Source organism: Pseudomonas serbiensis (assembly GCF_030580745.1).
GTDB lineage: Bacteria > Pseudomonadota > Gammaproteobacteria > Pseudomonadales > Pseudomonadaceae > Aquipseudomonas > Aquipseudomonas serbiensis.
Window position 1 is genome coordinate 1 of sequence record NZ_JAUQOO010000013.1, and the last position, 25,020, is coordinate 25,020.

A 25,020-nucleotide genomic window follows, 5' to 3' on the forward strand; every position below is an offset into this window, starting at 1 on the left:
TGATTACATCGAGATGTTCTACAACGCAAAACGCCGCCATGGTTTCAACAATCAGCTCTCACCGGTAGAGTTTGAAAAACGTTACACAATGAGCTTGCAAGGTGTCTAGAGAATCCGGGGCGATTCAGACGAACTGAAATTCCTTGCAACACCTTTCCCCCTGCTGGCTTATGATGAGGTCACCTTACGACAGGACCGGGTCTGCGGCATGCTGGCTATTTTTCTTGAAACCCTGAACATTACCGCGCCTGTGTTTGCCATGTTGTTCCTGGGTGTGGTCCTCAAGCGTATCCATGCGATCAATGATGGTTTCATCGTTGTGGCGTCGAGCCTGGTGTTTAACGTCACCATGCCGGCTCTGCTGTTTCTGGGGATCATTCACGCCAATCTGAACGAGGCACTGCAACCCAAGCTGCTGGTTTTCTTCAGCCTCGCGACTCTGTTGAGCTTCGCAGCTACGTGGGGCTGGGCGATCTGGCGTTGCCCTCGGGAGGATCGGGGCGTTTACGTTCAAGGTGCGTTTCGCGGTAACAATGGTGTGGTGGGGCTGGCGCTGGCCGCCAGTATGTATGGCGCATACGGTATTTCGCTGGGTGCGATTCTCGCGGCCTTGGTCATTGTGTTCTACAACGCACTCTCGACCATCGTGCTGGCGGTCTACAGCCCGGTCATCAAGTCCGATCCGTGGAGTGTGTTCAAGAGTGTTCTGGCCAATCCACTGATCATCAGTGTCATCGTCGCTTCGCCTTTCGCCTATTTCAGCATCGGCCTGCCCAAGTGGCTGGAAACCTCCGGCAGCTATCTGGCGCAGATGACTCTGCCGCTGGCGCTGATCTGTATCGGTGGCACGCTGTCGCTGGCGTCCTTGCGCAAAAGCGGCGCGCTGGCGATCAGTGCAAGCATGGTGAAAATGGTCTGGCTGCCATTGATCTGCACTTTTGCAGCGTGGCTGGTGGGCTTTCGCGGTGCTGAGCTGGGGATTCTGTTCCTGTACTTCGGCAGCCCGACGGCGGCAGCCAGCTACATCATGGCTCGCACCGCCAATGGCAATTACGAGCTGGCCGCCGCGATTATCGTCATCACCACCCTGGCGGCGGCGGTGACGACCAATATCGGGATTTTCCTGTTGCAGTGGGGCGGCTGGATCTAGTCGGCTTTCTGATAGGCGTCTATCACTTCCTGTGCCGAGCGGAACGCTTCGATAGCGGCGGGCACCCCGGCATACACAGCGCAATGCAGCAGGGCTTCGCGAATTTCTTCCACGGTGCAGCCGTTGTTCAGGGCACCACGCACATGACCTTTGAGTTCCTGTGAGCACTTGAGCGCAGTCAGCGTCGCCAAGGTAATCAGGCTGCGGGTTTTCAGGTCCAGACCTTCGCGTTGCCAGACGCTACCCCAGGCGTGTTCGTTGACGAAATCCTGCAGTGGCTGACTGAACTCGGTGGCGTTGCCCAGCGCACGGTCGACGAATACATCGCCCATGACCTGACGCCGCATCTGTTCGCCCTTGCCGATTGTCTTGTCTGTCATGGCGTTTCCCCCTGGGTCAATGTTGGCGCCGCCAGGCCTTCACGATGCCGAAGGCAACCGCGGTGCCGAGCAGCGGCAGGATGAACTGGATCATCAGGTGTTCAAGCCTTTCAGCCAGCAGCATGCCGGTACTGAACGACACGATATGCAGCCCGTAGGTCAGATACAACGCCAACAGCAGCAGCCCCTCAAGGCGGGTGATGCGATAACCGGCGTAAAACAGCGGCAGGCAGAGCACGGCGACGCCGAGCATGATCGGCAGGTCGAAAACCAGCGCGTTGGGAGATATCGTCAATGGCACAGGCGAGATCAGGGCAGTCAGGCCCAGTACGCCCAGCAGGTTGAACAGGTTGCTGCCGATCACATTGCCCACTGCGATATCCCGCTCGCCGCGCAGTGCGGCGATCAGGGAAGTCATCAGGGCTGGCAGCGAGGTAACGATGGCGATCAGTGTCAGGCCGATGATGCGCTCGGACAGCCCCAGATTGATCGCGACCACCACCGCCGCATCCACCAGCAGATGGCCGCCAGACGCCAGCAACAGCAGGCCGCAGACCAGCAGGGCAATGCAAGTCAGTGAACGGGGTTTTTCGGTGCTGTGCGTATGGCCATGACGTGCGCCATGACTGGCCTGGCGCAGGACGATAACAAGGCAGGCCAGCAGGGCACCCAACAGCAACACGCCATCGAACTTGCTGAACTCGCCATTCCAGGACAGACCGATGACCAGCAGGCTGGCCCCGATCATCAGCGGGATATCGATGCGCAAGACCTGGCGGGCGACCCGCAGCGGAATGATCAGGGCGCACAGCCCCAGCGTCACCAGCACATTGAAGATATTGCTGCCTATGACACTGCCTACGCCAATGTCGGTGCTGTCGGAAAACGCGGCTTGCAGGCTGACTGCCATCTGCGGCGCGCTACTGCCCAGGGCGACAACGGTCAGGCCGATGATCAGCGGGCGAATATTGAGGATGGAGGCCATGCGTACGGCGGCGCGTACTGACAGCTCGGCGCCGATCAGTAAAAGTAGAAGACCACTCACCAGCTGGATGAGTGCGGGGGCGGGAAGGCTCGATAGCTGGATAATTCCGGGTGTCCTCAGTCGAGGCTCTGGATGCGCACTGGCGCGGTTCCGCTGCGCAGCATGCCCAGTTGCTCGGCCGCTTCGCGGGATACATCGATCAGCCGCCCTCGAATGTGAGGACCACGATCGTTGATACGCAAGACAACGCTCTTGTCGTTGTCCAGATTGGTGACTTTGACGCGCGTGCCGAAAGGCAGCTCGCGATGAGCGGCGGTCAAGGCATTCTGATTGAAAGGTTCGCCACTGGCGGTACGTTTGCCGTGATGCCTGGCGCCGTAGTACGAGGCCCGGCCGGTTTCGTCGTAGCCGTGAGGATCGATGTCATGACTGGCGCAACCGGCCAGCAGTGTGAGCAGGGAGCAGGCAGTGAGAAGTCGGCGCATCGGTCAGATCCTGTGATGCCTGTTTAACCATGTAGGAGCGGATTCATCCGCGAAAGCCCGGAATAAGACTTTCGCGAATAAATTCACTCCTACGGCTTGAGTTAGCCTTCGAGCTTGGCCTTCAGCAGTTCGTTCACTTGCTGCGGGTTGGCCTTGCCTTTGGAGGCTTTCATCGCCTGACCAACGAAGAAACCGAACATCTTGCCGCGCTTGGCTTCGTCTGCGGCGCGGTACTGTTCGACCTGCTCGGCATTGGCGGCGAGCATTTCGTCGAGCATCGATTCGATGGCACCGCTGTCGGTAACCTGCTTCAGGCCACGCTTCTCGATGACTTCGTCGGCGCTGCCTTCACCATTGGCCATGGCCTCGAACACCATCTTGGCGATCTTGCCGGAGATTGTGTTGTCCAGGATGCGCTTGAGCATGCCACCCAGTTGCTCGGCGCTGACCGGCGACTCTTCGATTTCCAGGCCTTGCTTGTTCAGCAGGCTGCCCAGTTCGACCATGACCCAGTTGGCCGCCAGCTTGGCGTCGCCGCCGATGCTGACCACTTGCTCGAAGTAATCGGCTTGCTCGCGGCTGGAAGCCAGCACGCTGGCGTCGTAGGCCGACAGACCGAACTGGCTCTGGAAGCGCTCGCGTTTCTGCGGCGGCAGCTCCGGCAGGGTGGCGCGGGTTTCGTCGAGGAACGAGTCTTCGATGATGACCGGCAACAGGTCCGGATCGGGGAAGTAACGGTAGTCGTTGGCTTCCTCCTTGCTGCGCATGGCACGGGTTTCGTTGGTGTTCGGGTCGTACAGGCGAGTCTGCTGGATGACCTTGCCACCGTCTTCGATCAGGTCGATCTGGCGCTGGATCTCGCTGTTGATCGCCTTCTCGATGAAGCGGAACGAGTTGACGTTCTTGATCTCGCAGCGAGTACCGAATTCGGCCTGGCCCTTGGGGCGAACCGACACGTTGCAGTCGCAACGCAGCGAGCCTTCGGCCATGTTGCCGTCGCAGATGCCCAGGTAGCGAACCAGCGCATGGATTGCCTTGACGTAAGCCACGGCTTCCTTGGCGCTGCGCATGTCCGGTTCGGACACGATTTCCAGCAGCGGAGTGCCGGCGCGGTTCAGGTCGATACCGGTCATGCCGCTGTAGTCTTCGTGCAGGCTCTTGCCCGCATCTTCTTCCAGGTGAGCGCGGGTAATGCCGATGCGCTTGACCGTGCCGTCTTCAAGGGTGATGTCCATATGGCCCTTGCCGACGATCGGCAATTCCATCTGGCTGATCTGGTAACCCTTGGGCAGGTCCGGGTAGAAGTAGTTCTTGCGGGCGAACACGTTGTGCTGACCGATTTCGGCATTGACCGCCAGGCCGAACTTGACGGCCATGCGCACGGCTTCCTTGTTGAGCACCGGCAACACGCCCGGCATGCCCAGATCCACAAGGCTGGCCTGGGTGTTGGGCTCGGAGCCGAACGTGGTGGCGCTACCGGAGAAAATCTTCGATTGGGTCGAAAGCTGGGTGTGAATCTCCAGCCCGATGACGACTTCCCATTGCATATTAATTGCTCCTCAGAAGCCTTCAGGTGTGCGTGTGTGCCAGTCAGTGACTTGCTGATACTGATGGGCCACGTTCAGCAGACGGCCTTCCTGGAAATACGGCGCAAGCAATTGCACACCGACCGGCAGGCCGTCGACGAAACCTGCTGGCATGGACAAGCCCGGCAGACCCGCAAGGTTGGCGGTGATGGTGTAGAAGTCTTCCAGATATGCAGAGACCGGGTCGTTGTTCTTGGCACCGATCTTCCAGGCCGGGTTTGGCGTGGTAGGGCCGAGAATCACGTCGACTTCGGCGAAGGCGTTCATGAAGTCGCTCTTGATCAGGCGACGGATCTTCTGCGCTTGCAGGTAGTAGGCGTCGTAGTAGCCAGCCGAGAGCGCGTAGGCACCGACCATGATGCGACGCTGTACTTCAGGGCCGAAGCCTTCGGCGCGGGAGCGCTTGTACAGATCGGTCAGGTCCTTGGGCTCTTCGCAACGATAGCCGAAACGTACGCCGTCGAAGCGCGACAGGTTGGATGAAGCTTCTGCCGGAGCGATGACGTAATAGGCTGGAATCGCATGCTGGTTGTTCGGCAGGCTGATTTCCTTGACGATCGCGCCGAGCTTTTCCAGCTCCTTGACGCTTTCGTGTACCAGTTGCGCGATGCGTGGGTCGAGGCCGGCGCTGAAGTATTCCTTCGGCAAACCGACGCGCAGGCCTTTGAGCGAGGTGTTGAGGCTGGCGGAGTAATCCGGCACAGGCTCATCGATGCTGGTGGAATCCTGCGGATCGAAGCCGGCCATGCCTTGCAGCAGCAGGGCGCAGTCTTCGGCGGTGCGCGCCATTGGGCCTGCCTGATCGAGGCTGGAAGCGTAGGCGATCATGCCCCAGCGGGAAACACGGCCATAGGTCGGTTTCAGGCCGGTGAGGTTGGTCAGTGCAGCGGGCTGGCGAATCGAACCGCCGGTGTCGGTGCCGGTGGCAGCAGGCAGCAGGCGTGCAGCAACTGCCGCAGCCGAGCCGCCGGACGAACCGCCTGGTACGTGTTCCAGGGCCCAGGGGTTTTTCACCGCGCCGTAGTAGCTGGACTCGTTGGCCGAACCCATGGCGAATTCGTCCATGTTGGTCTTGCCAAGTGTCACGGTGCCCGCGGCTGCCAGTCGGGCAACCACGGTGGCGTCATACGGTGCCTTGAAGTTGTCGAGCATGCGCGAGGCGCAACTGGTGCGGATGCCCTGGGTGCAGAACAGGTCCTTGTGCGCCAGAGGCGCGCCCAGCAAGGCGCCATTCTCACCGGCAGCGCGGCGTGCGTCTGCGGCCTGGGCCTGAGTGATGGCCAGGTCTTCGGTCAGGGTGATGAAGCTGTTGAGCTGAGGGTCGAGCTGCGCGATGCGCGCCAGCAGGACACGGGTCAGTTCTTCGGAAGAAAACTTTTTATCGGCGAGTCCGCGGGCGATCTCGGCCAGAGTCATTTGATGCATGCAGGCTCTTTCCCTTACTCGATGACTTTCGGAACCAGATAAAGCCCGTCCTGGACCGCTGGTGCGATGACTTGGTAAGTATCGCGACGATTGTGCTCTGTAACGGCGTCTTCGCGCAGGCGCTGGGAGGCTTCCAGCGGGTGAGCCAGCGGCTCTATGCCTGTGGTATCGACCGCTTGCATCTGATCGACCAGCCCAAGAATGCTGTTAAGTGCTTCGGTAGTACGCGGGATATCGGCGTCATCCAGGCCCAGTCGGGCCAGATGGGCGATCTTTTCCACGTCGGAGCGTTCAAGCGCCATGGGGTATCTCCAGTGGAATGCTGACGAATCGGGTCTGTCAGCAAATTGCGGAACACCACCGCGTTTGTGCGGTCTTAAAGCCGCAAACGTCGGGGGGCGTGTTCAGAAAACCGCCAATTTAACATATTGGCTCCTTGCCCAAAATCCCTGTCGTTGTTAGAGTTTGCCGCACTTTTTTACCCACGCGTTCCCTAGGGTCCCATATCCCATGTTCAAGAAACTGCGTGGCATGTTTTCCAGTGATCTTTCCATCGACCTGGGCACTGCCAACACCCTTATTTACGTGCGTGAGCGCGGTATCGTTCTGAATGAACCCTCTGTTGTTGCCATTCGTACCCACGGCAACCAGAAAAGTGTCGTGGCTGTCGGTACCGAAGCCAAACGTATGCTGGGCCGTACTCCAGGCAACATCGCAGCCATTCGTCCGATGAAAGACGGCGTTATTGCCGACTTCAGCGTCTGCGAGAAGATGCTTCAGTATTTCATCAACAAGGTTCATGAAAACAGCTTTCTGCAGCCCAGCCCTCGTGTGCTGATCTGCGTGCCGTGCAAGTCCACTCAGGTCGAGCGTCGCGCAATCCGCGAATCGGCTCTGGGCGCTGGTGCCCGTGAAGTATTCCTGATCGAAGAGCCAATGGCCGCTGCCATCGGTGCCGGTCTGCCGGTCGAAGAAGCCCGTGGCTCGATGGTCGTCGATATCGGTGGTGGTACCACTGAAATCGCCCTGATCTCGCTCAACGGTGTTGTCTATGCCGAATCCGTTCGTGTCGGCGGCGACCGTTTCGACGAAGCGATCATCACTTACGTGCGTCGCAACTACGGCAGCCTGATCGGTGAATCCACCGCAGAGCGCATCAAGCAGGAAATCGGTACAGCCTATCCAGGCGGCGAAGTCCGTGAAGTCGACGTGCGCGGCCGTAATCTGGCCGAAGGCGTTCCACGTGCCTTCACCCTGAACTCCAACGAAGTGCTCGAAGCCCTTCAGGAGTCTCTGGCAACTATCGTTCAGGCTGTCAAAAGTGCTCTGGAGCAATCTCCGCCGGAGCTGGCTTCCGATATCGCCGAGCGTGGTCTGGTGCTGACCGGTGGCGGCGCGTTGCTGCGTGACCTGGACAAACTGCTGGCTCAGGAAACCGGTTTGCCGGTCATCGTTGCCGAAGACCCGCTGACCTGTGTGGCGCGTGGTGGTGGTCGTGCGCTGGAAATGATGGATAAGCACACCATGGACCTGCTCTCCAGCGAGTAATTCGCCGGGGCGCTGTTCATAGGGGTCTTTTGTATGCAGGTAGCGCTTGTGCTACCTGTATGCGTTAGGCTGACGCCGAAACAAGGTGCCTATTTCTTTCATCTGTCCAGGCCGGTTCCATACCGCATGAATAACAGCCAATTGAAGCTCGATCCTTTGATCGCATGCCCGGGAGGAGCGGCCTATTAAACCGCTTTTCGCAAAAGGCCCATCGCTGGGCGTACGTCTGCTGGTGCTGGTCGTGCTGTCGGTCGCGCTGATGGTGGTGGACGCACGCTTCTCGCTGCTCAAGCCCGTGCGCAGTCAGATGTCGCTGGTCTTGATGCAGGCCTACTGGATCGTCGATCTGCCGCAACGCATGTTTCAGGGGGTTGCCAGCCAGTTCGGCAGCCGTACCGAGCTGATCGCCGAAAATGAAAAACTCAAGACCGAAACCCTGCTCCTGCAAGGTCGCCTGCAAAAACTGGCGGCACTGACCGAGCAGAACGTTCGCCTGCGTGAGTTGCTCAACTCCTCGGCGCTGGTCAACGAGAAGGTCGAGGTCGCCGAACTGATCGGCATGGACCCCAACCCCTTCACTCACCGCATCATCATCAACAAGGGCGAGCGCGATGGCGTTGTCCTTGGCCAGCCGGTGCTCGATGCCCGTGGTCTGATGGGGCAGGTGGTCGAGTTGATGCCTTACACCTCGCGTGTCCTGCTGCTGACGGACACCACCCACAGCATTCCCGTGCAGGTCAACCGCAACGGCCTGCGAGCCATCGCCAGCGGCACCGGCAACCCGGAGCGTCTGGAGCTGCGGCATGTGGCGGATACCGCAGACATCAAGGAAGGTGATCTGTTGGTCAGTTCCGGCCTGGGGCAGCGTTTCCCGGCGGGCTATCCGGTGGCGACGGTCAAGGAGGTCATTCATGACTCCGGGCAGCCATTTGCCATTGTTCGCGCCGTTCCCACTGCGGCCTTGAATCGCAGCCGTTACCTGCTGCTGGTGTTCTCCGATGGCCGTTCGCCGGAAGAGCGTGCCGCCGATGCGGCTCAGGCGCAGGAATCTCTTGAGAAAGGCATCGAGCCGACAGTGGCGCCAACGATTCCGCCGCTGTCACCTGCTTTCCCGATGGTGCCGGTACCAGCGATTCCGTCGTTCCCGACCAGCACCACCCACGCCAGGCCTGCCGCCCACGGTACTTCGGCTCCGGCCGCAGCCCCGGCGACTCAGCAGGCACCGGCACGACCTGCCGCAAGACCCGCTACGTCTCAGCCCCCGGCGTCTACACCTTCCAACACTCGGGAGCGAATCGATGGTTAGTCATGTCTCCGGGCGCAATGGCTGGGTTGTCTGGCTCACGTTCGCCATTGGTCTGCTGCTGAGCATTTCGCCTCTGCCGCAGTTCATGGAAATCTTTCGCCCGCTGTGGCTGGCGTTGCTCCTGAGCTTCTGGGTCCTGGCTCTGCCGCAAAAGGTCGGCATGACCACTGCCTGGCTGCTGGGCCTGATGGAAGATGTGCTATACGGCAATTATCTGGGGCAGAACGCCTTGATCCTGACGCTGATCGCGTTTCTGGTCATGTCTTTGCAGCAACGTCTGCGCATGTTCCCCATGTGGCAGCAATGCCTTGTGCTGCTGGTGGTCTTTGGTCTGGCACAGCTTGCCCAGTTGTGGATCAGCGCCTTGAACGGCAATCGCCAGCCAACGCTGGCTCTTGTCCTGCCCGCATTGGTCAGCGCCTTGTTGTGGCCATGGGTGAGTTATGGGTTACGTGGGTTGCGCAAGCGTTTGAAAATCAACTAAGCGCAGCCTGAGCGCAGACCTGCGTCGTGCTGCGCTCATCGTCACAGACACGGAGATGTCCTTATGCCCTTGCTTTATCTGGCTTCTGGCTCACCGCGCCGCCGTGAACTGCTCACTCAGATCGGTGTGCCTTTCACTGCGCTGAGTGCGCAAATCGACGAAACCCCTCTGATCGATGAAGCCCCGACGGCCTATGTCGAGCGTCTGGCGCTTGGCAAGGCTAAAGCCGGTCTGGCGTTGCTGGACGATGAGGCAGCTTGCGTGTTGGGGGCCGACACCGCCGTAGTGCTCGACGGCCGCATTCTCGGCAAGCCAGTCGATGAAGCCGATGCCTTGGCAATGCTGACCGCGCTGTCCGGGCGTGAGCATCAAGTGCTGACGGCCATTGCGCTGGTCGGTCATCAGCGCAGCGAGGCCCGTGTCGTGGCCAGTCGCGTGCGCTTTCGTCCTGTTCAACCCCTTGAAATCCAGGCCTATTGGGCCAGTGGCGAGCCGCAGGACAAGGCGGGCAGTTATGCTATTCAAGGCCTGGCAGCGATCTTCGTCGAAGAGCTGCATGGCAGCTATTCTGGAGTTGTTGGGCTACCTCTGTGCGAAACCGCAGAACTGCTGGGCAGTTTCGGCATACCCTGTTGGCAATGCCTGGAAGGTGAAAAGCCATGAGTGAAGAGATTCTGATCAATATCACCCCGATGGAGTCGCGGGTGGCAGTGGTGGAAAACGGTGTTCTGCAGGAGGTCCATGTCGAGCGGACCCAGCGTCGGGGCATCGTCGGCAATATCTACAAAGGCAAGGTCGTGCGGGTGTTGCCCGGCATGCAGGCCGCGTTCATCGATATCGGGCTGGATCGCGCCGCTTTCATTCATGCGTCGGAAATTTCCATGCGTGAAGGCCCGGCTGTGGAAACCATCAGCTCTCTGGTCCATGAAGGCCAGAGTCTGGTCGTGCAGGTCACCAAGGATCCGATTGGCAGCAAGGGCGCACGCCTGACGACTCAACTGTCGATTCCGTCGCGCTATCTGGTGTACATGCCGCGCACGGCCCATGTGGGCATTTCCCTGAAGATCGAAGACGAGGGCGAGCGCGAACGGCTGAAGAAAGTCGTCAGTGATTGCGTGGCGCTGGAAGGCATCAAGGAAGCGGGCGGTTTTATCCTGCGCACCGCTGCCGAAGGTGCAGGTGCCGACGAGATCCTCATGGACATTCGTTACCTGCGTCGTTTGTGGGACCAGATCGGCGAGCAGATCAAGACCATCAGCCCGCCCAACGTGATTTATGAAGACCTCGGCCTGGCGCTGCGTACACTGCGCGATCTGGTCAGCCCGCGTATCGAGAAGATTCGCATCGACTCCCGGGAAACCTTCCAGAAAACCACGCAGTTCGTGGCTGAACTGATGCCGGAAATTGCCGATCGCCTGGAGCATTACCCCGGCGAGCGCCCGATCTTTGACCTGTACGGTGTGGAAGACGAAATCCAGAAGGCCCTGGAGCGCAAGGTGCCGCTCAAGTCGGGTGGCTATCTGGTGGTCGATCCGGCCGAGGCGATGAGCACCATCGACGTCAATACCGGTGCGTTCGTCGGCCATCGCAACCTGGAAGAAACCATCTTCAAGACCAACCTGGAAGCTGCGACGGCCATTGCGAGGCAACTGCGCCTGCGCAATCTGGGCGGCATCATCATCATCGACTTCATCGATATGGAGGATGGCGAGCATCAGCGCCAGGTCCTGCGCACTCTGGAAAAACAGCTGGAGCGCGACCATGCCAAGACCAACATCATCGGGATCACCGAGTTGGGGCTGGTGCAGATGACCCGCAAGCGTACCCGTGAAAGCCTTGAGCAAGTGCTGTGCGAGCCTTGCCACTGCTGCCAGGGGCGCGGCAAGCTCAAGACGCCGGAAACCATCTGTTACGAGATTTTCCGCGAAATCCTGCGTGAGGCCCGGGCCTATCAGGCGCTGGGCTATCGTGTATTGGCCAACCAGCGGGTTGTGGACCGGCTGCTCGATGAAGAGTCGGGTAATGTGGCTGAGCTGGAGAGCTTTATCGGACGCACCATTCGTTTTCAGGTAGAAACCATGTATTCGCAGGAACAATATGACGTGGTGCTGCTCTGAAGTTGCTCGCTTTGTAAAAGCCTGATGCACAGGCCGGCGAGCCGTAAGCCCTTATAACGAGAATGATGCGTGGTAAATGAGCAAAACCTGTACCGGGCCGCACCTGCACTATTGAGCCAGGTTCATTTCAGCAAGGCTGACTGGCGAACTTTATTGCGGAGGGCCTTCTGATATGGAGCGTCTGTCCCGTTTCTTTTCTGCCCTGACTCGCTGGGGGCTTGGTCTTTGCGCGCTGGCGCTGATTCTGGCTGCCTTGTATGTCAGCCTCGGGCGTCAACTGATGCCGATGGTTGCCGAGTATCGGGTCGATGTCGAAACCCGCGCCAGTGCTGCGCTTGGCATGCCGTTGAGCGTCGGGAGTCTGGAAGGAAGCTGGAGCGGTTTTTCTCCGGTGCTGGTTGCTCGTGATGTGATGGTTGGCGAGGGCGCCAGTGCCTTGCGTCTGGATCAGGTCAAGGTCTTGCCCGATATCTGGGGCAGTCTGAGGTCCCGGGATGTGCGTATCGCCCATCTTGAGGTCGGCGGCCTGCAGGTCATTCTCAAGCAGGACAAGGACGGTGCCTGGGCAGTCCAGGGCTTGCCGGTGCAGGACAACGCGCCACTCGATCCCGAAAAAATGCTCAACCAGATGCAGATCGTGTCGCGCCTGTCGCTGCTCGACAGCCAGGTAACACTGCAACCTTTCAATGAGTCCCCGCTGACCCTCACTTACGTCAGCTTCAGCCTGATGACCGGCAGTTATCATCAGCGTCTTGATGCGCGCATGACCCTGCCGGATGGCCAGCCGCTGACCTTGAACCTGCGCTCGCGCATCCAGGCCAGTCACTGGAAGGACGGCGAAGCCGACCTGTATCTGAGCCTGCCACAGAGTAACTGGGCCAAATGGCTGCCCAAGGCGCTGACCCGTGAGTGGAAGGTTTCCACGCTCAAGGCGGGTGGCGAGTTCTGGTTGACTTGGGGCAAGGGCACGGTCCAGAGCGCTGTCGCACGGCTCAATGCGCCGCAGGTCAAGACGGGTTACGCCGAGCGCAAGCCTGCGACCATCGACAATCTGGCCCTCAATGCCTGGTTTCAGCGCAGTGATACAGGCTTCGACCTGACTCTGGATTCGCTGGCCATGAGCCTGGGCAAGGACCGCTGGGAAAGTCGTCTGAAACTGACCCGGACGGCTGCCACATCTGATCGCGAAGAGCTTTGGCATGTTCAGGCCGACAAGCTGGACCTGACGCCTGTCACTCCGCTGCTCGACTCCGTTGCGCCACTGCCAGAAGGTTTCAGGACAGTACTCAACAACCTCAAGGCGACTGGCAGCCTGCGCAATGTTCTGCTCGATTACCGGCCTCAGGAAACGGGCGACAAGCGTCTGAGCTTTGCCGCCAATCTGGACAAGGTGGGTTTCAACGCTTACCACGGCGCTCCGGCAGCCGGAAACGTCAGTGGCGCCATCAGTGGTGATCTGGGGCAGGGTGAACTGCGTCTGGCCACCGATGACTTCATGTTGCATCTGGACCCGATCTTCAAGAATCCCTGGCACTACCTCAAGGCCAATGCCCGTCTGACCTGGAAGCTGGATGATCAGGGCTTCACCCTGATTGCGCCTTACATCAAGGTCCTGGGCGAAGAAGGCAAGATCGCGGCTGACTTCCTGATCCGCCTGCATTTCAGTCACGACCAGGAAGACTACATGGACCTGCGGGTCGGCATGGTCGATGGCGACGGTCGCTATACCGGCAAGTACCTGCCAGCAGTGCTGAGTCCGGAGCTGGACAAGTGGTTGCGCACGGCGGTTGTCGGGGGCGCGGTCAATCAGGGTTTCTTCCAGTATCAGGGTTCGCTGAACAAGAACTCACCGGATACCGCCCGGGTCATCAGCCTGTTTTTCGATGTACATGACGCCACACTGGCATTCCAGCCGGGCTGGCCATCGCTCAAGGGCGTGGATGGCAAGGTCTATGTCGAAAACAGCGGCGTGCGTGTCAAGGCCAGCAAAGGACAGTTGCTCGATACTCAAGTCAGCAATGTGCTGGTGAATATCCCTCATGTCCCGGCCGGGCAGACAAGCCATCTGTTGGTGGATGGCGAATTTGCCGGCACTGTGGCTGATGGGATGAAGATTCTTCAGGAGGCGCCCATCGGCACCGGCAGTACATTTGCTGGCTGGCAGGGCGAAGGGCCGCTCAAGGGCAAGTTGAAACTGGATATTCCGCTGGCCAAGGAAGGTGAGCCGAAGGTCGCCGTGGATTTCAGTACCGAGGGCGCGCGCTTGAAGATCGCCGATCCGGTGCTGGAGCTTACCCAGCTCAAAGGTGATTTCCGCTTCGACAGTGCCAAGGGCGTCAGCGGCAAGGGGATTCGTGCCCAGGCCTTCGATCGTCCGGTGACGGCGGAGGTCGTTGCAGAAGGCAAGCCGGGCGCCAACGTGACCCGTGTCGTTGCCAGCGGGCAGATCACGCTGAAAAAACTGACCGAATGGCTGGGGATCAGCCAGCCGTTGCCTGTATCGGGCGATTTACCTTATCAACTGCAACTGACCCTCAATGAGGGCGATAGCTCTTTGCTCATCAACTCCGGGCTCAAAGGTGTGACGGTTGATCTGCCGGCTCCCTTCGGCAAGGCCAGTGAAGAAGAGCGTGCCAGTGAGTTCCGCATGACACTTCAGGGCGCCGAGCGGCGTTTCGGGGCGTCCTATGGCGGGCTGGCGAATCTGGCTTTTGCCGCTCCAGGCGGCAAGTTGGCAGACGGACGAGGTGAGCTGTTTCTGGGGCAGGGGAGCGCCATTGTTCCCGATGCCAAGGGCTTGCGCCTGCGTGGCAACCTGTCTGAGCTGGATGTCGCGCCCTGGCAGGCCATTGCTCAGCGCTATTCGGGCAACGATCCGGGCGGTAGTGCCAGGCAGTTGCTCAGTGGTGTGGACTTGCAGGTCGGCAAGCTGACTGCAATGGGCATGACGCTGGATCAGGTTCGTGTGCAGTTGCAGCGTAATGCGAGCGCATGGGCGCTTTCGCTGGACAGCGGGCTGGTCAAGGGCTCGGCCACGCTGCCGGATAGCAAGGCCGTTCCGATTGGTATTGACCTGCTGTATGTACGCTTGCCTGCTCCCGATCCGAACGCTGCCGTGGTCGAAAATCCGCCCGACCCACTGGCCGATGTCGACCCGAGCAAGATCCCGGCGACGGATATCAAGATTGCCCAGCTGTATCAGGGCGAGCAATTGCTGGGAAGCTGGGCCTTGAAGATCAGGCCTTCGGCAACCGGGATTCGCTTGTCCGACATGAACCTGGAACTCAAGGGGCTGTTGCTGAAGGGCGATGGCAGTTGGGAAGGCGCGCCGGGAGCGAGCAGCAGTTGGTTCAAAGGTCAGCTCAGTGGCAAGAATCTGGCTGACGTCCTGAAAGCCTGGGGTTTTGCACCCACGGTCACCAGTGAAAGTTTCGAGATGGACGCCGATGGGCGCTGGCCGGGCTCGCCTGCCTGGGTCGGGCTCAAGCGTTTCTCTGGCAGCCTCGATGCCACGCTGCGCCAGGGGCAGTTCGTGGAAGTGGAGGGTGGTGCGCAGGCCTTGCGGGTCTTCGGTCTGCTGAACTTCAACTCGATCGGCCGTCGCCTGCGGCTGGACTTCTCCGACCTGCTGGGCAAAGGCCTGAGTTACGACCGGGTCAAAGGGCTGCTGGTGGCCAGTGATGGTGTTTATGTCACACGCAACCCCATTACCTTGACCGGCCCGTCGAGCAACCTTGAGCTCAACGGTACGCTGGATATGGTGCGTGACCGCGTCGATGCCAAACTGCTGGTCACCCTGCCGGTCACCAATAATCTGCCGATTGCCGCGCTGATTGTCGGTGCCCCGGCCATTGGTGGCGCGCTGTTTCTGGTAGACAAGTTATTGGGTGATCGCGTTGCGCGTTTTGCCAGCGTGCAGTACAAGGTCGAAGGGCCATGGAAAGAGCCGAAGATCACGTTCGACAAGCCTTTTGAAAAACCTCAATAGCGCGTCATGGAGTACAGTGACGACAGGCCATGTAAGGGAAGTGCCATGTCTTTTGCCGTGATTCAGATGGTCAGCCAGAGCGACGTTCTCGGCAATCTTGCCCAGGCTCGCAGGCTGCTGGAGCAAGCTGCCGAGAGCGGGGCGCGCCTTGCGGTGTTGCCCGAGAACTTTGCCGCCATGGGGCGTCGTGACGTTGCCGATATCGGTCGCGCCGAGGCCCGTGGGCAAGGTCCGATCCTGCCGTGGTTGAAACTGGCTGCCCGTGACCTCAAGTTATGGATTGTTGCCGGAACATTGCCATTGCCGCCCAATGATCGGCCCGATGGCAAGGTCACGGCCTGTTCGTTGCTGGTGGACGAGCAGGGCGAGCAGGTCGCTCGCTATGACAAGCTGCATTTGTTCGATGTCGACGTCGCTGATAATCGCGGTCGCTATCGTGAATCGGATGACTATGCTCATGGGAACAATGTGGTTGTTGCCGACACACCCGTAGGCCGATTGGGCTTGAGTGTCTGTTACGACCTGCGTTTCCCGGAGCTTTACACCGCCCTGCGCGAAGCCGGGGCTGAATTGATTACCGCGCCGTCGGCCTTCACGGCAGTGACCGGCGCGGCGCATTGGGAGGTTCTGGTCAGGGCGCGTGCCATCGAAACCCAGTGTTATCTGCTGGCGGCCGCGCAAGGCGGAATTCATCCGGGGCCTCGCGAAACCTACGGGCACGCGGCTATCGTCGATCCATGGGGTCGTGTGCTGGGCCGGCAGGAACAGGGTGAAGCTGTGCTGCTGGCCGAACGAGACAGTGAAGAACAGGCGTCCATACGGGCGCGGATGCCGGTGTCCAGTCACCGGCGCTTTATTTCGCAGGACGCCGTGCGGCCTGCTTCGGAGTGAATATGAGTGGCTTGTCCTCTGTCAGTGAACATCTTCTGGCGCCCGGTGGCTTGACTCTGGACAGCCTGCAATCGGTTCTGGGCGAGCTGGCCGGGCCTGGAATCGATGCGGCTGACCTTTATTTTCAGGGGATGATCTCGGAGTCCTGGTCTCTGGAGGACGGCATCGTCAAGGAAGGCAGCTTCAACCTCGATCAGGGGGTTGGCGTGCGTGCGCAATCGGGTGAGAAAACCGGTTTTGCCTACAGCAATGCAATCACGCTGGAAGCCTTGAACACTGCGGCCCGTGCCGCTCGCTCCATTTCCCGTGCGGGCCAGAATGGCCGGGTTCAGGCATTCACCTCCCAGGATGTGACCCAGTTGTATGCACCGGATAACCCGCTCGAAGTGCTGACCCGTGCCGAGAAGGTCGAACTGCTCAAGAGCGTTGACGTTGCCACCCGCGCTCTGGACCCGCGTATCCAGAAGGTTTCGGTGAGCATGTCCGGGGTCTGGGAGCGCATTCTGGTAGCTGCCGCCGACGGCACGCTGGCCTCCGATGTCCGGCCGCTGGTGCGTTTCAATGTCAGCGTCATCGTCGAACAGAACGGTCGCCGCGAACGCGGCGGTCATGGTGGCGGCGGGCGTACCGACTACCGTTATTTCCTCTCTGAAGACCGTGCCATGGGCTATGCCCGTGAAGCGTTGCGTCAGGCGCTGGTGAACCTTGAAGCGATTCCGGCGCCAGCGGGCACCTTGCCTGTGGTGCTGGGTTCCGGCTGGTCCGGTGTATTGCTGCACGAAGCGGTCGGGCATGGCCTGGAAGGCGACTTCAACCGCAAGGGCAGTTCGGCCTACAGCGGTCGGATCGGTGAAAGGGTTGCTTCCAGCCTTTGCACTATCGTCGATGACGGTACGCTGGCCGGGCGTCGCGGCTCGCTGAGCGTGGACGACGAAGGTACTCCGACCGAATGCACGACCCTGATCGAGAACGGGGTTCTCAAGGGCTACATGCAGGACAAGCTCAATGCGCGCCTGATGGGTGTGGGCCGCACGGGCAACGGTCGTCGTGAGTCCTATGCACATCTGCCGATGCCACGGATGACCAACACCTACATGCTGGGTGGCGAGAGTGATCCGCAGGAAATCATCGCGTCGGTGAAGAAGGGTATTTATTGCGCCAACCTGGGCGGTGGTCAGGTCGACATCACCAGCGGCAAGTTCGTGTTCTCCACCAGCGAAGCCTATCTGATCGAAGACGGCAAGATCACTGCGCCGGTCAAGGGCGCGACCCTGATCGGCAACGGCCCGGAAGCCATGAGCCGGGTGTCGATGGTCGGTAACGATCTGTCGCTCGACAGCGGTGTGGGCGTGTGTGGCAAGGATGGACAGTCGGTGCCGGTAGGCGTCGGTCAGCCAACCCTGAAGATTGATGCAATCACTGTGGGTGGCACAGGCGGTTGAGGGGGAGCGGGGCTGGCCGCTTGCGATCAGCCCCGGTCGTTCGTGACTCTGTCGTGATCAACGCAGACCGCGTTGAATCTCGTCCAGATCACGGATGTATTTGAAGATTTTGCGGCTGGTGGCCGGCGGTTTGTTGCGTGCAACTTCGTGTTGAGCCTGACGGATCAACGAGCGCAGTTGCTGGCGGTCAGCATCCGGGTAATCGATGACGAACTTTTCCAGATCGCCGTCATTGCCCGATATCAAGCGATCACGCCAGCGCTCCAGAGCGTGGAAGCGTTCGTTGTACTGGCGAGTGGAGGCATCGAGTTGGTCCAGCAATTCCAGAATGGCTTCCTGGTCCTGATCGCGCATCAGCTTGCCAATGAACTGAATGTGGCGCTTGCGGGCAATGTGCGCCGTGTGTTTGGGCGCATCTGCCAGAGCCTTGCGCAAGGCGTCGGTCAGAGGCAGCTTTGCCAGCACATCGGGCTTGAATGTCGTCAGTCGCTCGCCAAGATCAACCAGAGCATGCAGCTCGCGTTTTACCTGGCTTTTGCTTTTCTCCCCGTCGAGGGAGTCGTCGTAAGAATCAACCATGGGGGCCGTCCGCAAATAAACGCCGCCATGATAACCAGTCGAGGGCCGCTTGTCCGGCCCGGTCGGTATTCGGCGTGTGCCGAAAGCAGAATTTGATGGAGAAAATCATGAGTGCAACCCAAAGCGTCGGCCCTCAGGCCTTGCCCGAGCTGCAGGAACAGGTCGAGCAGATCATTGCCGAAGCTAGGCGTCAGGGCGCCAGCGCCTGCGAAGTTGCCGTGTCGCTGGAGCAGGGGCTGTCGACATCCGTTCGTCAGCGTGAAGTGGAAACCGTGGAGTTCAACCGCGATCAAGGCTTTGGCATCACCTTGTACGTGGGGCAGCGCAAAGGCTCGGCCAGCACCTCGGCCAGTGGCGCAGATGCCATCCGCGAAACCGTTGCCGCAGCACTGGCGATTGCCAAGCATACCTCCGAGGACGAAAGCTCCGGTCTTGCCGATGCTGCACTGATGGCCAAGGAAGACAAGGATTTCGATCTGTTCCATGCCTGGGACATCACCCCAGAGCAAGCCATTGAACAGGCCCTGATCTGCGAAGCGGCAGCCTTCGACGCCGACAGCCGGATCAAGAACGCCGATGGCACCACGCTCAATACTCACCAGGGCTGCCGTGTCTATGGCAACAGCAACGGCTTTATCGGTGGTTACGCTTCGACTCGTCACAGTCTCAGTTGCGTCATGATCGCCGAAGGCGAAGGCCAGATGCAGCGTGATTACTGGTATGACGTCAATCGTATCGGCTCCTTGCTTGCCGATGCCCAGAGCATCGGTCGCAAGGCTGCGCAACGTGCCGCCAGTCGCCTGGGCGCACGCCCTGTCCCGACCTGCGAAGTTCCAGTGCTGTTCTCCGCTGAAATGGCGGGTGGGTTGTTCGGCAGTCTTCTGTCGGCGATTGCGGGTGGCAATCTGTATCGCAAGTCCTCCTTCCTTGAAGGCACGCTGGGTGAGCGCCTGTTCCCTGAGTGGCTGACCATCGATGAGCGTCCACACCTGCTGCGTGCCATGGGCAGCTCTGCTTTTGATGGTGATGGTCTGGCGACTTATGCCAAGCCGTTCGTGGAAAACGGCACGCTGGTTTCCTATGTCCTGAGCACCTATTCGGGCCGAAAACTGGGTCTGCCCAGCACGGCGAACGCTGGTGGCGTGCATAACCTGTTCGTCACCCACGGCACTGAAGACCAGGCCGCGCTGATCCGGCGCATGGGGCGTGGCCTGTTGGTGACCGAATTGATGGGCAGCGGCCTGAACATCGTGACTGGCGATTATTCGCGTGGTGCGGCGGGTTTCTGGGTCGAGAACGGCGAGATCCAGTTCCCGGTTCAGGAAGTGACCATTGCCGGCAATATGCGCGACATGTTCAAGCAGATTGTCGCGATTGGCAGCGATCTTGAGTTGCGCAGCAATATTCGCACAGGCTCGGTACTGATCGAGCGCATGACTGTAGCGGGTAGCTAAAACGCCTCTTCGCGAATGAATCCGCTCCTACGGGTGTAGGAGCGAATTCATTCGCGAAAACCCATCCCCCAATTCCTCCTTTCATATCTCCTTTTTCGGTTCGTTCAAACTCCACTCTTGTTTTGATTCTTAATCTCATTCAATAATGAATATCATTTCTAAAATGAGATGCGGTCATGGGTTCTGTGTTGCACGAGCTGCCTTATCTGGAAAACTGGCGCGGGCTGAGTCTGCGGATTCGCTGTGCCCTTGAGCCTGACGAACCGCGCCTCATTGATCATTACCTGGCTGAAGGGCGCTATCTGGCGCGTTTCACGGCTACGCCCCAGACGCTTATCGCCGAAACCACATTCCGCCTGTTGATGGACACCGCACGCGACACCGTCTTGCCGTGGCATTGGCGCTGTCTGTGTCTGGATCAGGCATGGCGGCCATTGCGCGATGTGAAAGCGCTGGCCTCCACTCCCGCACGCAAGCAGCGCTGGGAAGTCTACGTGCATCAACTGGCTTCCTGCGTTTTGCAGCCTTCGATTTCTCTCTCTGAACTGGTGCAAGGACATTCCGATGAGTAATACCCGTATCGAACGCGACAGCATGGGCGAACTGCAAGTCCCGGCCGAGGCCTTGTATGGCGCACAGACTCAGCGTGCGGTGGATAACTTTCCGATCAGCCAGCAGCGTATGCCCAAGCAATTCATTCGGGCCTTGCTGTTGGCCAAGGCGGCTGCAGCCCAGGCGAATCTTGAACTGGAGCAGATCAGCGAAGGGCAGAGCAAAGCCATCGTCAGCGCCGTGAAGGAACTGCTGGCCGGTGATTTCATGACTCACTTCCCGGTGGATATCTATCAGACCGGTTCCGGCACCAGCACCAACATGAATGCCAACGAGGTGATTTCGACTCTCGCCACACGTGTGCTGGGTGAAACGGTCAACGCGAACGATCACGTCAATTGTGGTCAGAGCAGCAACGACATCATCCCGACCACCATTCACGTCAGCGCCGCCCTGGCATTGCATGAGCAATTGCTGCCAGCCTTGAATCATCTGGTGCAGGTCACCGAGCACAAGGCTGTGCAGGTGCATGCCTTCGTCAAGACTGGCCGTACCCATTTGATGGATGCGATGCCGGTTCGCTTGAGCCAGGTCCTGAACGGCTGGGCGCAGCAGATTCGCGCCAATGTCGAACACCTGCAAGGTTTGCAGCCAAGCTTGCAGGCGCTGGCTCAAGGCGGTACTGCAGTCGGCACTGGCATCAACGCGCATCCTGAATTCGCAAAGCGTTTCAGCGCGCACCTGAGCGCTTTGAGTGGCGTGCAGTTCGAGCCCGGCAAGGACCTTTTCGCACTGATCGGTTCTCAGGACACCGCAGTGGCGGTTTCCGGTCAGCTCAAGGCGACAGCCGTTTCTCTGATGAAAATCGCCAATGACCTGCGCTGGATGAACTCCGGCCCGCTGGCCGGCCTGGGTGAGATCGAGCTGCAAGCCTTGCAGCCTGGCTCGTCGATCATGCCGGGCAAGGTCAATCCGGTGATCCCGGAAGCGACCGCAATGGTGGCGGCGCAGGTTATCGGCAACGATGCGGCGATTACCGTGGCAGGGCAGTCCGGCAACTTCGAGCTGAATGTGATGCTGCCGATCATTGCCCAGAACCTGCTCAGCAGCATCGAGTTGCTGGCCAATTCCAGCCGCCTGCTGGCTGACAAGGCGATAGCCAGCTTCAAGGTCAACGAAGCCAAGCTCAAGGAAGCGTTGTCACGCAACCCGATCCTGGTGACTGCGCTCAATCCGATCATCGGTTACCAGAAGGCCGCCGAGATCGCCAAGAAGGCGTATCAGCAAGGGCGTCCGATCATCGATGTCGCCCTTGAACACACCGATTTGCAGCGCAGTCAGCTTGAAGTGCTGCTCAATCCCGAAAAACTCACTGCTGGCGGCATCTGATTCAAGCCCGCCTGGAGGTATGTCATGCAGCATTGGAAACGCACCATCGAACTGGCCAATCGCTGTTTCAATCAGGGTGAGTGGGTCGAGGCCCGCGAGCTTTACCTTCAGGCGCTGGCTTTGGCTCAAGTGCTGTTTGAGCGCTGGCCGGATGCCGATGAAGCGGTAGCGGCCTGTGTCATTTCCCATCACAACCTGGCCGATCTGCATTTGAGCCTGGGGCAGCCGGAAGAGAGCGCCGAGTACCTGTGCTCGATTCACCAGCATCTGCTGCAAACCATGCAGGAGCCGCGTCTGCCCAAGGCCTTGCGCGAGGCCGCGCTGCGCCACAGCAACAAGACCTATGCCGAACTGTTGGGCTTCATCGGAGAACACGGCGAATACCCAAGGACGCATAGATTGCTGAACAGCAACGGCGAGCATACGCGCTCATCGTTGCAGCGAGATTCAGCCGCCACTCCTGGCCTTTTCTACGGAGCACATTGATATGCCTTATACCTTGCCTGCACTGCCTTATGCCTACGACGCCCTGGAACCGCACATCGATGCGCAAACCATGGAAATTCACTACACCAAGCACCACCAGACCTACATCAACAACCTCAACGCCGCTGTCGAGGGCACCGAGTTCGCTGAGTGGCCAATCGAGAAACTGGTCGCCAGCGTCCAGCAATTGCCTGAAAAACTGCGCCCGGCGGTTATCAATCAGGGTGGCGGTCATGCCAACCACTCACTGTTCTGGACCGTGATGGTTCCAGGTGGCGGCGGTCTTCCTCAAGGCGAGGTTGCCAAGGCTATCGATGAGCAACTGGGCGGTTTCGACAGCTTCAAGGACGCTTTCACCAAGGCTGCGCTGACCCGTTTCGGCAGTGGCTGGGCCTGGCTGAGCGTGACGCCCGAGAAAAAACTCGTGGTCGAAAGCAGCGGTAACCAGGACAGCCCGCTGATGAATGGCAATACGCCGATTCTGGGTCTGGACGTGTGGGAGCACGCTTACTACCTGCTGTACCAGAACCGTCGTCCTGAATACATCAATGCGTTTTACAACGTGATCAATTGGGATGAGGTGTCCCGGCGCTACCAGGCCGCTCTGGCCTGATTTTTCAATAAAAAGACCTAAGGCAGTTTATGCGTTCGGAAATACTCACGATCAGCAGTGTGCGGTTGTTTCGTCTGGCAATCGGGACAGTGCTGCTGTTGGCCGGTATGGCATTACTGGTCGCGCAGGGACTGGCCTGGCTCAACCTGGAACCACGCTTGATGCGGGCGCTGGAGGGTGGCGCCATTTGTGCATTGGGCACGGCTCTGGGGGCTGTTCCGGTGCTGGTGATTCGCAACATGCCCATCATGGTGTCCGATGGATTACTCGGTTTTGGTGCTGGCGTCATGCTGGCGGCGACTGCGTTTTCCTTGATCGTGCCAGGGCTTGAGGCTGCCGAAGGTCTTGGCTTTTCTGCCTGGGGAGCGGGCGCCCTGATCAGTGCGGGTATCGCCGTTGGTGCGTTGTGCCTGTTCATGGTCGACTACAGCGTCTCCAGAGGTTCACCGCTGGGCGGTACTGCCGAGCATCCGGCAATCGCCCCGCGAATCTGGCTATTCGTGATTGCGATAGTGGCTCACAACATCCCGGAAGGCATGGCGATTGGCGTTTCGGCGGGCGGTGGTCTCTCGGAGGCCGACAGCCTGGCCATCGGCATTGCCTTGCAGGACGTACCCGAAGGGCTGGTTATCGCGATGGTGCTGGCCGGAGCGGGAATGTCGCGGGGCAAGGCGTTCCTGATTGGTGCGGCCTCTGGTCTTGTCGAACCGCTTTTTGCCTTGCTCGGTGCATGGCTGGTGGGCATTGCCGAGCAACTGCTCCCATTCGGCCTGGCCTTGGCGGCTGGCGCAATGCTGCTGGTGGTGACCCATGAAATCATCCCGGAATCACGCCTGAACGGGCATAACAAGATCGCCAGTCTGGGATTGATTGCGGGTTTTTGTTTAATGATGGTGATGGATACGGCGCTGGTTTGAAGGGGGGGCAGTCGTGAGAGCGCGGGTAAAATTATTGTGTATCGTGTGTATTCTGCTTTGACGAAGCCATTATGCGTGTGTATCGTACACAACATAAGGCGTGATGAGTGGGCGGATGCGAAGTCGAGATTTGATTGAAATGATTGAGGCGGATGGATGGTTTGAAGTGGCGGTGAAGGGAAGTCATCATCAGTTCAAACATCCAACCAAAAAAGGCCGGGTAACGGTTCCGCACCCCAAGTCTGAAATAGCTAAAGGAACGCTACACAACATATTGAAAAGCGCCGGCCTGAAGTGAGTACGGAGTGACTACCGAATGTCCGGTAGGGTGTCAGTAAAGTGGTGCTGGGCGACTGATTGGCCTTGCGGGGCTCTCAAATCTACAGTTACTGCTCTCAAGGGCTCTGTGTAACGGGCGCTTTAATTCTCAAGGGAGAATTACGTTAATGAAATTCCCAGTTGTAATACATAAAGATGCTGACTCTGATTTTAGTGTGACTGTGCCCGATGTGCCTGGATGCTTCTCGGCCGGTACCTCCTTCTCGCAAGCGCTTGAAAATGTACATGAAGCACTGGCGCTGCACCTGGAGGGGCTCGTTGCTGATGATGAGGCTTTACCTCGGGCGCAAGAAGTAGACGCGCATCTCGGTAATCCGGATTACGCAGATGGCATATGGGCTTTGGTTGATTTCGACTTGACCCCTTATCTGGGGAAGTCGGTGAGGTTTAACGCTTCTCTGCCGGAGCATCTTCTGAACAGGATTGATGAAAAGGTTCAGAAGGATCACCGCTACGCTTCGCGATCAGGCTTTCTGGCCACTGCTGCATTACGCGAGTTGTGTACCTGATTGAGCAACATGTCAATCGGCGTAATGCTGATCAGTCAAGGTGAAGTGCGCGGCCAAGGCCCCCACCACGGATTTTGCCCCAGCCTCTTCACTGCCTGGCATTAGCCAGTCGCCTTACTCGCCCTCATCGAACTTGTTATTGATGAGTTCGACCAGCCCGTCCAGGGCGTCCTGCTCGCCTTCGCCTTCGGTCAGCAGATGAATGTCCGTGCCTTTGCCGGCAGCCAGCATCATCACGGCCATGATGCTTTTGCCGTCGACCATGCTGTCCGGTGAGCGGCCAACTCTGATCTGGCAGGGAAACTTGCCTGCGACGCCCACGAACTTGGCGGCAGCTCGGGCATGCAGGCCCAGTTTGTTGATGATGGTGATTTGACGAGCGGGCATCGCAGTGA

26 protein-coding genes are annotated in these 25,020 nt (G+C 59.2%); 18 read left to right on the plus strand and 8 right to left on the minus strand.

The genetic code is table 11. From position 1 onward, the window contains the following. Window positions 1-109, plus strand: a 109-nt coding sequence (locus Q6A51_RS16890) for an IS3 family transposase (RefSeq protein WP_304574666.1), incomplete at its 5' end; no start/stop codon positions are given. Between the two features lie 99 nt (window positions 110-208). Beyond that, a complete protein-coding gene (locus tag Q6A51_RS16895) occupies window positions 209-1,150 on the plus strand; it encodes an AEC family transporter (protein WP_201018781.1) in 942 nt (313 codons plus the stop codon). Here Q6A51_RS16895 and Q6A51_RS16900 read toward each other — a convergent pair. The 6 genes from Q6A51_RS16900 to gatC form a co-directional block, all read right to left on the minus strand. Then, a complete protein-coding gene (locus tag Q6A51_RS16900; RefSeq protein ID WP_201005813.1) occupies window positions 1,147-1,530 on the minus strand; it encodes a carboxymuconolactone decarboxylase family protein in 384 nt (127 codons plus the stop codon). The genes Q6A51_RS16895 and Q6A51_RS16900 overlap by 4 nt on opposite strands. Before the next feature lie 16 nt (window positions 1,531-1,546). Then, window positions 1,547-2,578, minus strand: a complete 1,032-nt coding sequence (locus tag Q6A51_RS16905) for a calcium/sodium antiporter (protein WP_201018812.1) — start codon at window positions 2,576-2,578, stop codon at window positions 1,547-1,549. A gap of 53 nt (window positions 2,579-2,631) precedes the next feature. Further along, complete coding sequence (locus tag Q6A51_RS16910) at window positions 2,632-3,000, minus strand: septal ring lytic transglycosylase RlpA family protein (protein ID WP_201018782.1); 369 nt, start codon at window positions 2,998-3,000, stop codon at window positions 2,632-2,634. Window positions 3,001-3,101: 101 nt separating this feature from the next. Further along, a complete protein-coding gene (gene gatB, locus Q6A51_RS16915; protein WP_201005811.1) occupies window positions 3,102-4,547 on the minus strand; it encodes an Asp-tRNA(Asn)/Glu-tRNA(Gln) amidotransferase subunit GatB in 1,446 nt (481 codons plus the stop codon). 12 nt (window positions 4,548-4,559) lie between these two features. After that, window positions 4,560-6,011, minus strand: a complete 1,452-nt coding sequence (gatA, locus tag Q6A51_RS16920; protein ID WP_304575320.1) for an Asp-tRNA(Asn)/Glu-tRNA(Gln) amidotransferase subunit GatA — start codon at window positions 6,009-6,011, stop codon at window positions 4,560-4,562. 14 nt (window positions 6,012-6,025) lie between these two features. Next, on the minus strand, window positions 6,026-6,313 hold the full coding sequence (gene gatC / locus Q6A51_RS16925) for an Asp-tRNA(Asn)/Glu-tRNA(Gln) amidotransferase subunit GatC (protein ID WP_201005809.1): 288 nt from the start codon (window positions 6,311-6,313) through the stop codon (window positions 6,026-6,028). 208 nt (window positions 6,314-6,521) lie between these two features. Here gatC and mreB point away from each other — a divergent pair, with 208 nt between their 5' ends. From mreB to tldD, 8 genes are all read left to right on the plus strand, one after another. Next, on the plus strand, window positions 6,522-7,559 hold the full coding sequence (mreB, locus tag Q6A51_RS16930) for a rod shape-determining protein MreB (protein WP_002555108.1): 1,038 nt from the start codon (window positions 6,522-6,524) through the stop codon (window positions 7,557-7,559). A 184-nt stretch (window positions 7,560-7,743) separates the two neighbouring features. Next, window positions 7,744-8,865, plus strand: a complete 1,122-nt coding sequence (mreC, locus tag Q6A51_RS16935; RefSeq protein WP_201005883.1) for a rod shape-determining protein MreC — start codon at window positions 7,744-7,746, stop codon at window positions 8,863-8,865. Further along, window positions 8,858-9,349, plus strand: coding sequence for a rod shape-determining protein MreD (gene mreD / locus Q6A51_RS16940; protein WP_201005807.1), 492 nt, complete (start codon window positions 8,858-8,860; stop codon window positions 9,347-9,349). Before mreC ends, mreD begins: the two co-directional genes overlap by 8 nt. 63 nt (window positions 9,350-9,412) lie before the next feature. After that, a complete protein-coding gene (locus Q6A51_RS16945; protein ID WP_304575321.1) occupies window positions 9,413-10,012 on the plus strand; it encodes a Maf family protein in 600 nt (199 codons plus the stop codon). Further along, a complete protein-coding gene (gene rng / locus Q6A51_RS16950) occupies window positions 10,009-11,466 on the plus strand; it encodes a ribonuclease G (protein ID WP_201005803.1) in 1,458 nt (485 codons plus the stop codon). Before Q6A51_RS16945 ends, rng begins: the two co-directional genes overlap by 4 nt. 172 nt (window positions 11,467-11,638) lie before the next feature. Then, the gene (locus tag Q6A51_RS16955) at window positions 11,639-15,454 is read left to right on the plus strand and encodes a YhdP family protein (protein WP_304575322.1); all 3,816 of its coding nucleotides are present in this window, start codon (window positions 11,639-11,641) and stop codon (window positions 15,452-15,454) included. A 45-nt stretch (window positions 15,455-15,499) separates the two neighbouring features. Beyond that, window positions 15,500-16,345: a carbon-nitrogen hydrolase family protein gene (locus Q6A51_RS16960; protein WP_201018786.1), complete on the plus strand. Its 846-nt coding sequence runs from the start codon at window positions 15,500-15,502 to the stop codon at window positions 16,343-16,345. Window positions 16,346-16,347: 2 nt separating this feature from the next. After that, a complete protein-coding gene (tldD, locus tag Q6A51_RS16965) occupies window positions 16,348-17,787 on the plus strand; it encodes a metalloprotease TldD (protein ID WP_304575323.1) in 1,440 nt (479 codons plus the stop codon). A 57-nt stretch (window positions 17,788-17,844) separates the two neighbouring features. Here tldD and yjgA read toward each other — a convergent pair whose 3' ends face one another. Beyond that, window positions 17,845-18,366, minus strand: coding sequence for a ribosome biogenesis factor YjgA (gene yjgA, locus Q6A51_RS16970; protein ID WP_117165779.1), 522 nt, complete (start codon window positions 18,364-18,366; stop codon window positions 17,845-17,847). 107 nt (window positions 18,367-18,473) lie between these two features. Here yjgA and pmbA point away from each other — a divergent pair, with 107 nt between their 5' ends. The 8 genes from pmbA (at window position 18,474) to Q6A51_RS17010 (ending at window position 24,625) form a co-directional block, all read left to right on the plus strand. After that, entirely contained in the window at window positions 18,474-19,820 is a 1,347-nt protein-coding gene (gene pmbA, locus Q6A51_RS16975) for a metalloprotease PmbA (protein WP_201005794.1), read from the plus strand. A gap of 176 nt (window positions 19,821-19,996) precedes the next feature. Continuing rightward, entirely contained in the window at window positions 19,997-20,392 is a 396-nt protein-coding gene (locus Q6A51_RS16980; RefSeq protein WP_201018788.1) for a FagA protein, read from the plus strand. After that, window positions 20,385-21,761: a class II fumarate hydratase gene (locus Q6A51_RS16985; protein WP_304575324.1), complete on the plus strand. Its 1,377-nt coding sequence runs from the start codon at window positions 20,385-20,387 to the stop codon at window positions 21,759-21,761. The genes Q6A51_RS16980 and Q6A51_RS16985 overlap by 8 nt, the downstream gene beginning before the upstream one ends. A gap of 24 nt (window positions 21,762-21,785) precedes the next feature. After that, window positions 21,786-22,247 (plus strand): tetratricopeptide repeat protein, encoded by a 462-nt coding sequence (locus tag Q6A51_RS16990; RefSeq protein WP_201005788.1) that lies wholly within the window; start codon window positions 21,786-21,788, stop codon window positions 22,245-22,247. Between the two features lies 1 nt (window position 22,248). Continuing rightward, window positions 22,249-22,860, plus strand: a complete 612-nt coding sequence (locus Q6A51_RS16995) for a superoxide dismutase (protein WP_201005786.1) — start codon at window positions 22,249-22,251, stop codon at window positions 22,858-22,860. A 29-nt stretch (window positions 22,861-22,889) separates the two neighbouring features. Next, window positions 22,890-23,777, plus strand: coding sequence for a ZIP family metal transporter (locus Q6A51_RS17000; RefSeq protein ID WP_201005784.1), 888 nt, complete (start codon window positions 22,890-22,892; stop codon window positions 23,775-23,777). 115 nt (window positions 23,778-23,892) lie between these two features. Further along, entirely contained in the window at window positions 23,893-24,075 is a 183-nt protein-coding gene (locus Q6A51_RS17005) for a type II toxin-antitoxin system HicA family toxin (RefSeq protein ID WP_200994626.1), read from the plus strand. Window positions 24,076-24,223: 148 nt separating this feature from the next. After that, window positions 24,224-24,625, plus strand: a complete 402-nt coding sequence (locus Q6A51_RS17010) for a type II toxin-antitoxin system HicB family antitoxin (RefSeq protein ID WP_201018790.1) — start codon at window positions 24,224-24,226, stop codon at window positions 24,623-24,625. A gap of 114 nt (window positions 24,626-24,739) precedes the next feature. Here Q6A51_RS17010 and Q6A51_RS17015 read toward each other — a convergent pair whose 3' ends face one another. Beyond that, a complete protein-coding gene (locus Q6A51_RS17015; protein WP_201018791.1) occupies window positions 24,740-25,012 on the minus strand; it encodes an HPr family phosphocarrier protein in 273 nt (90 codons plus the stop codon). Window positions 25,013-25,020 lie beyond the last annotated feature (8 nt).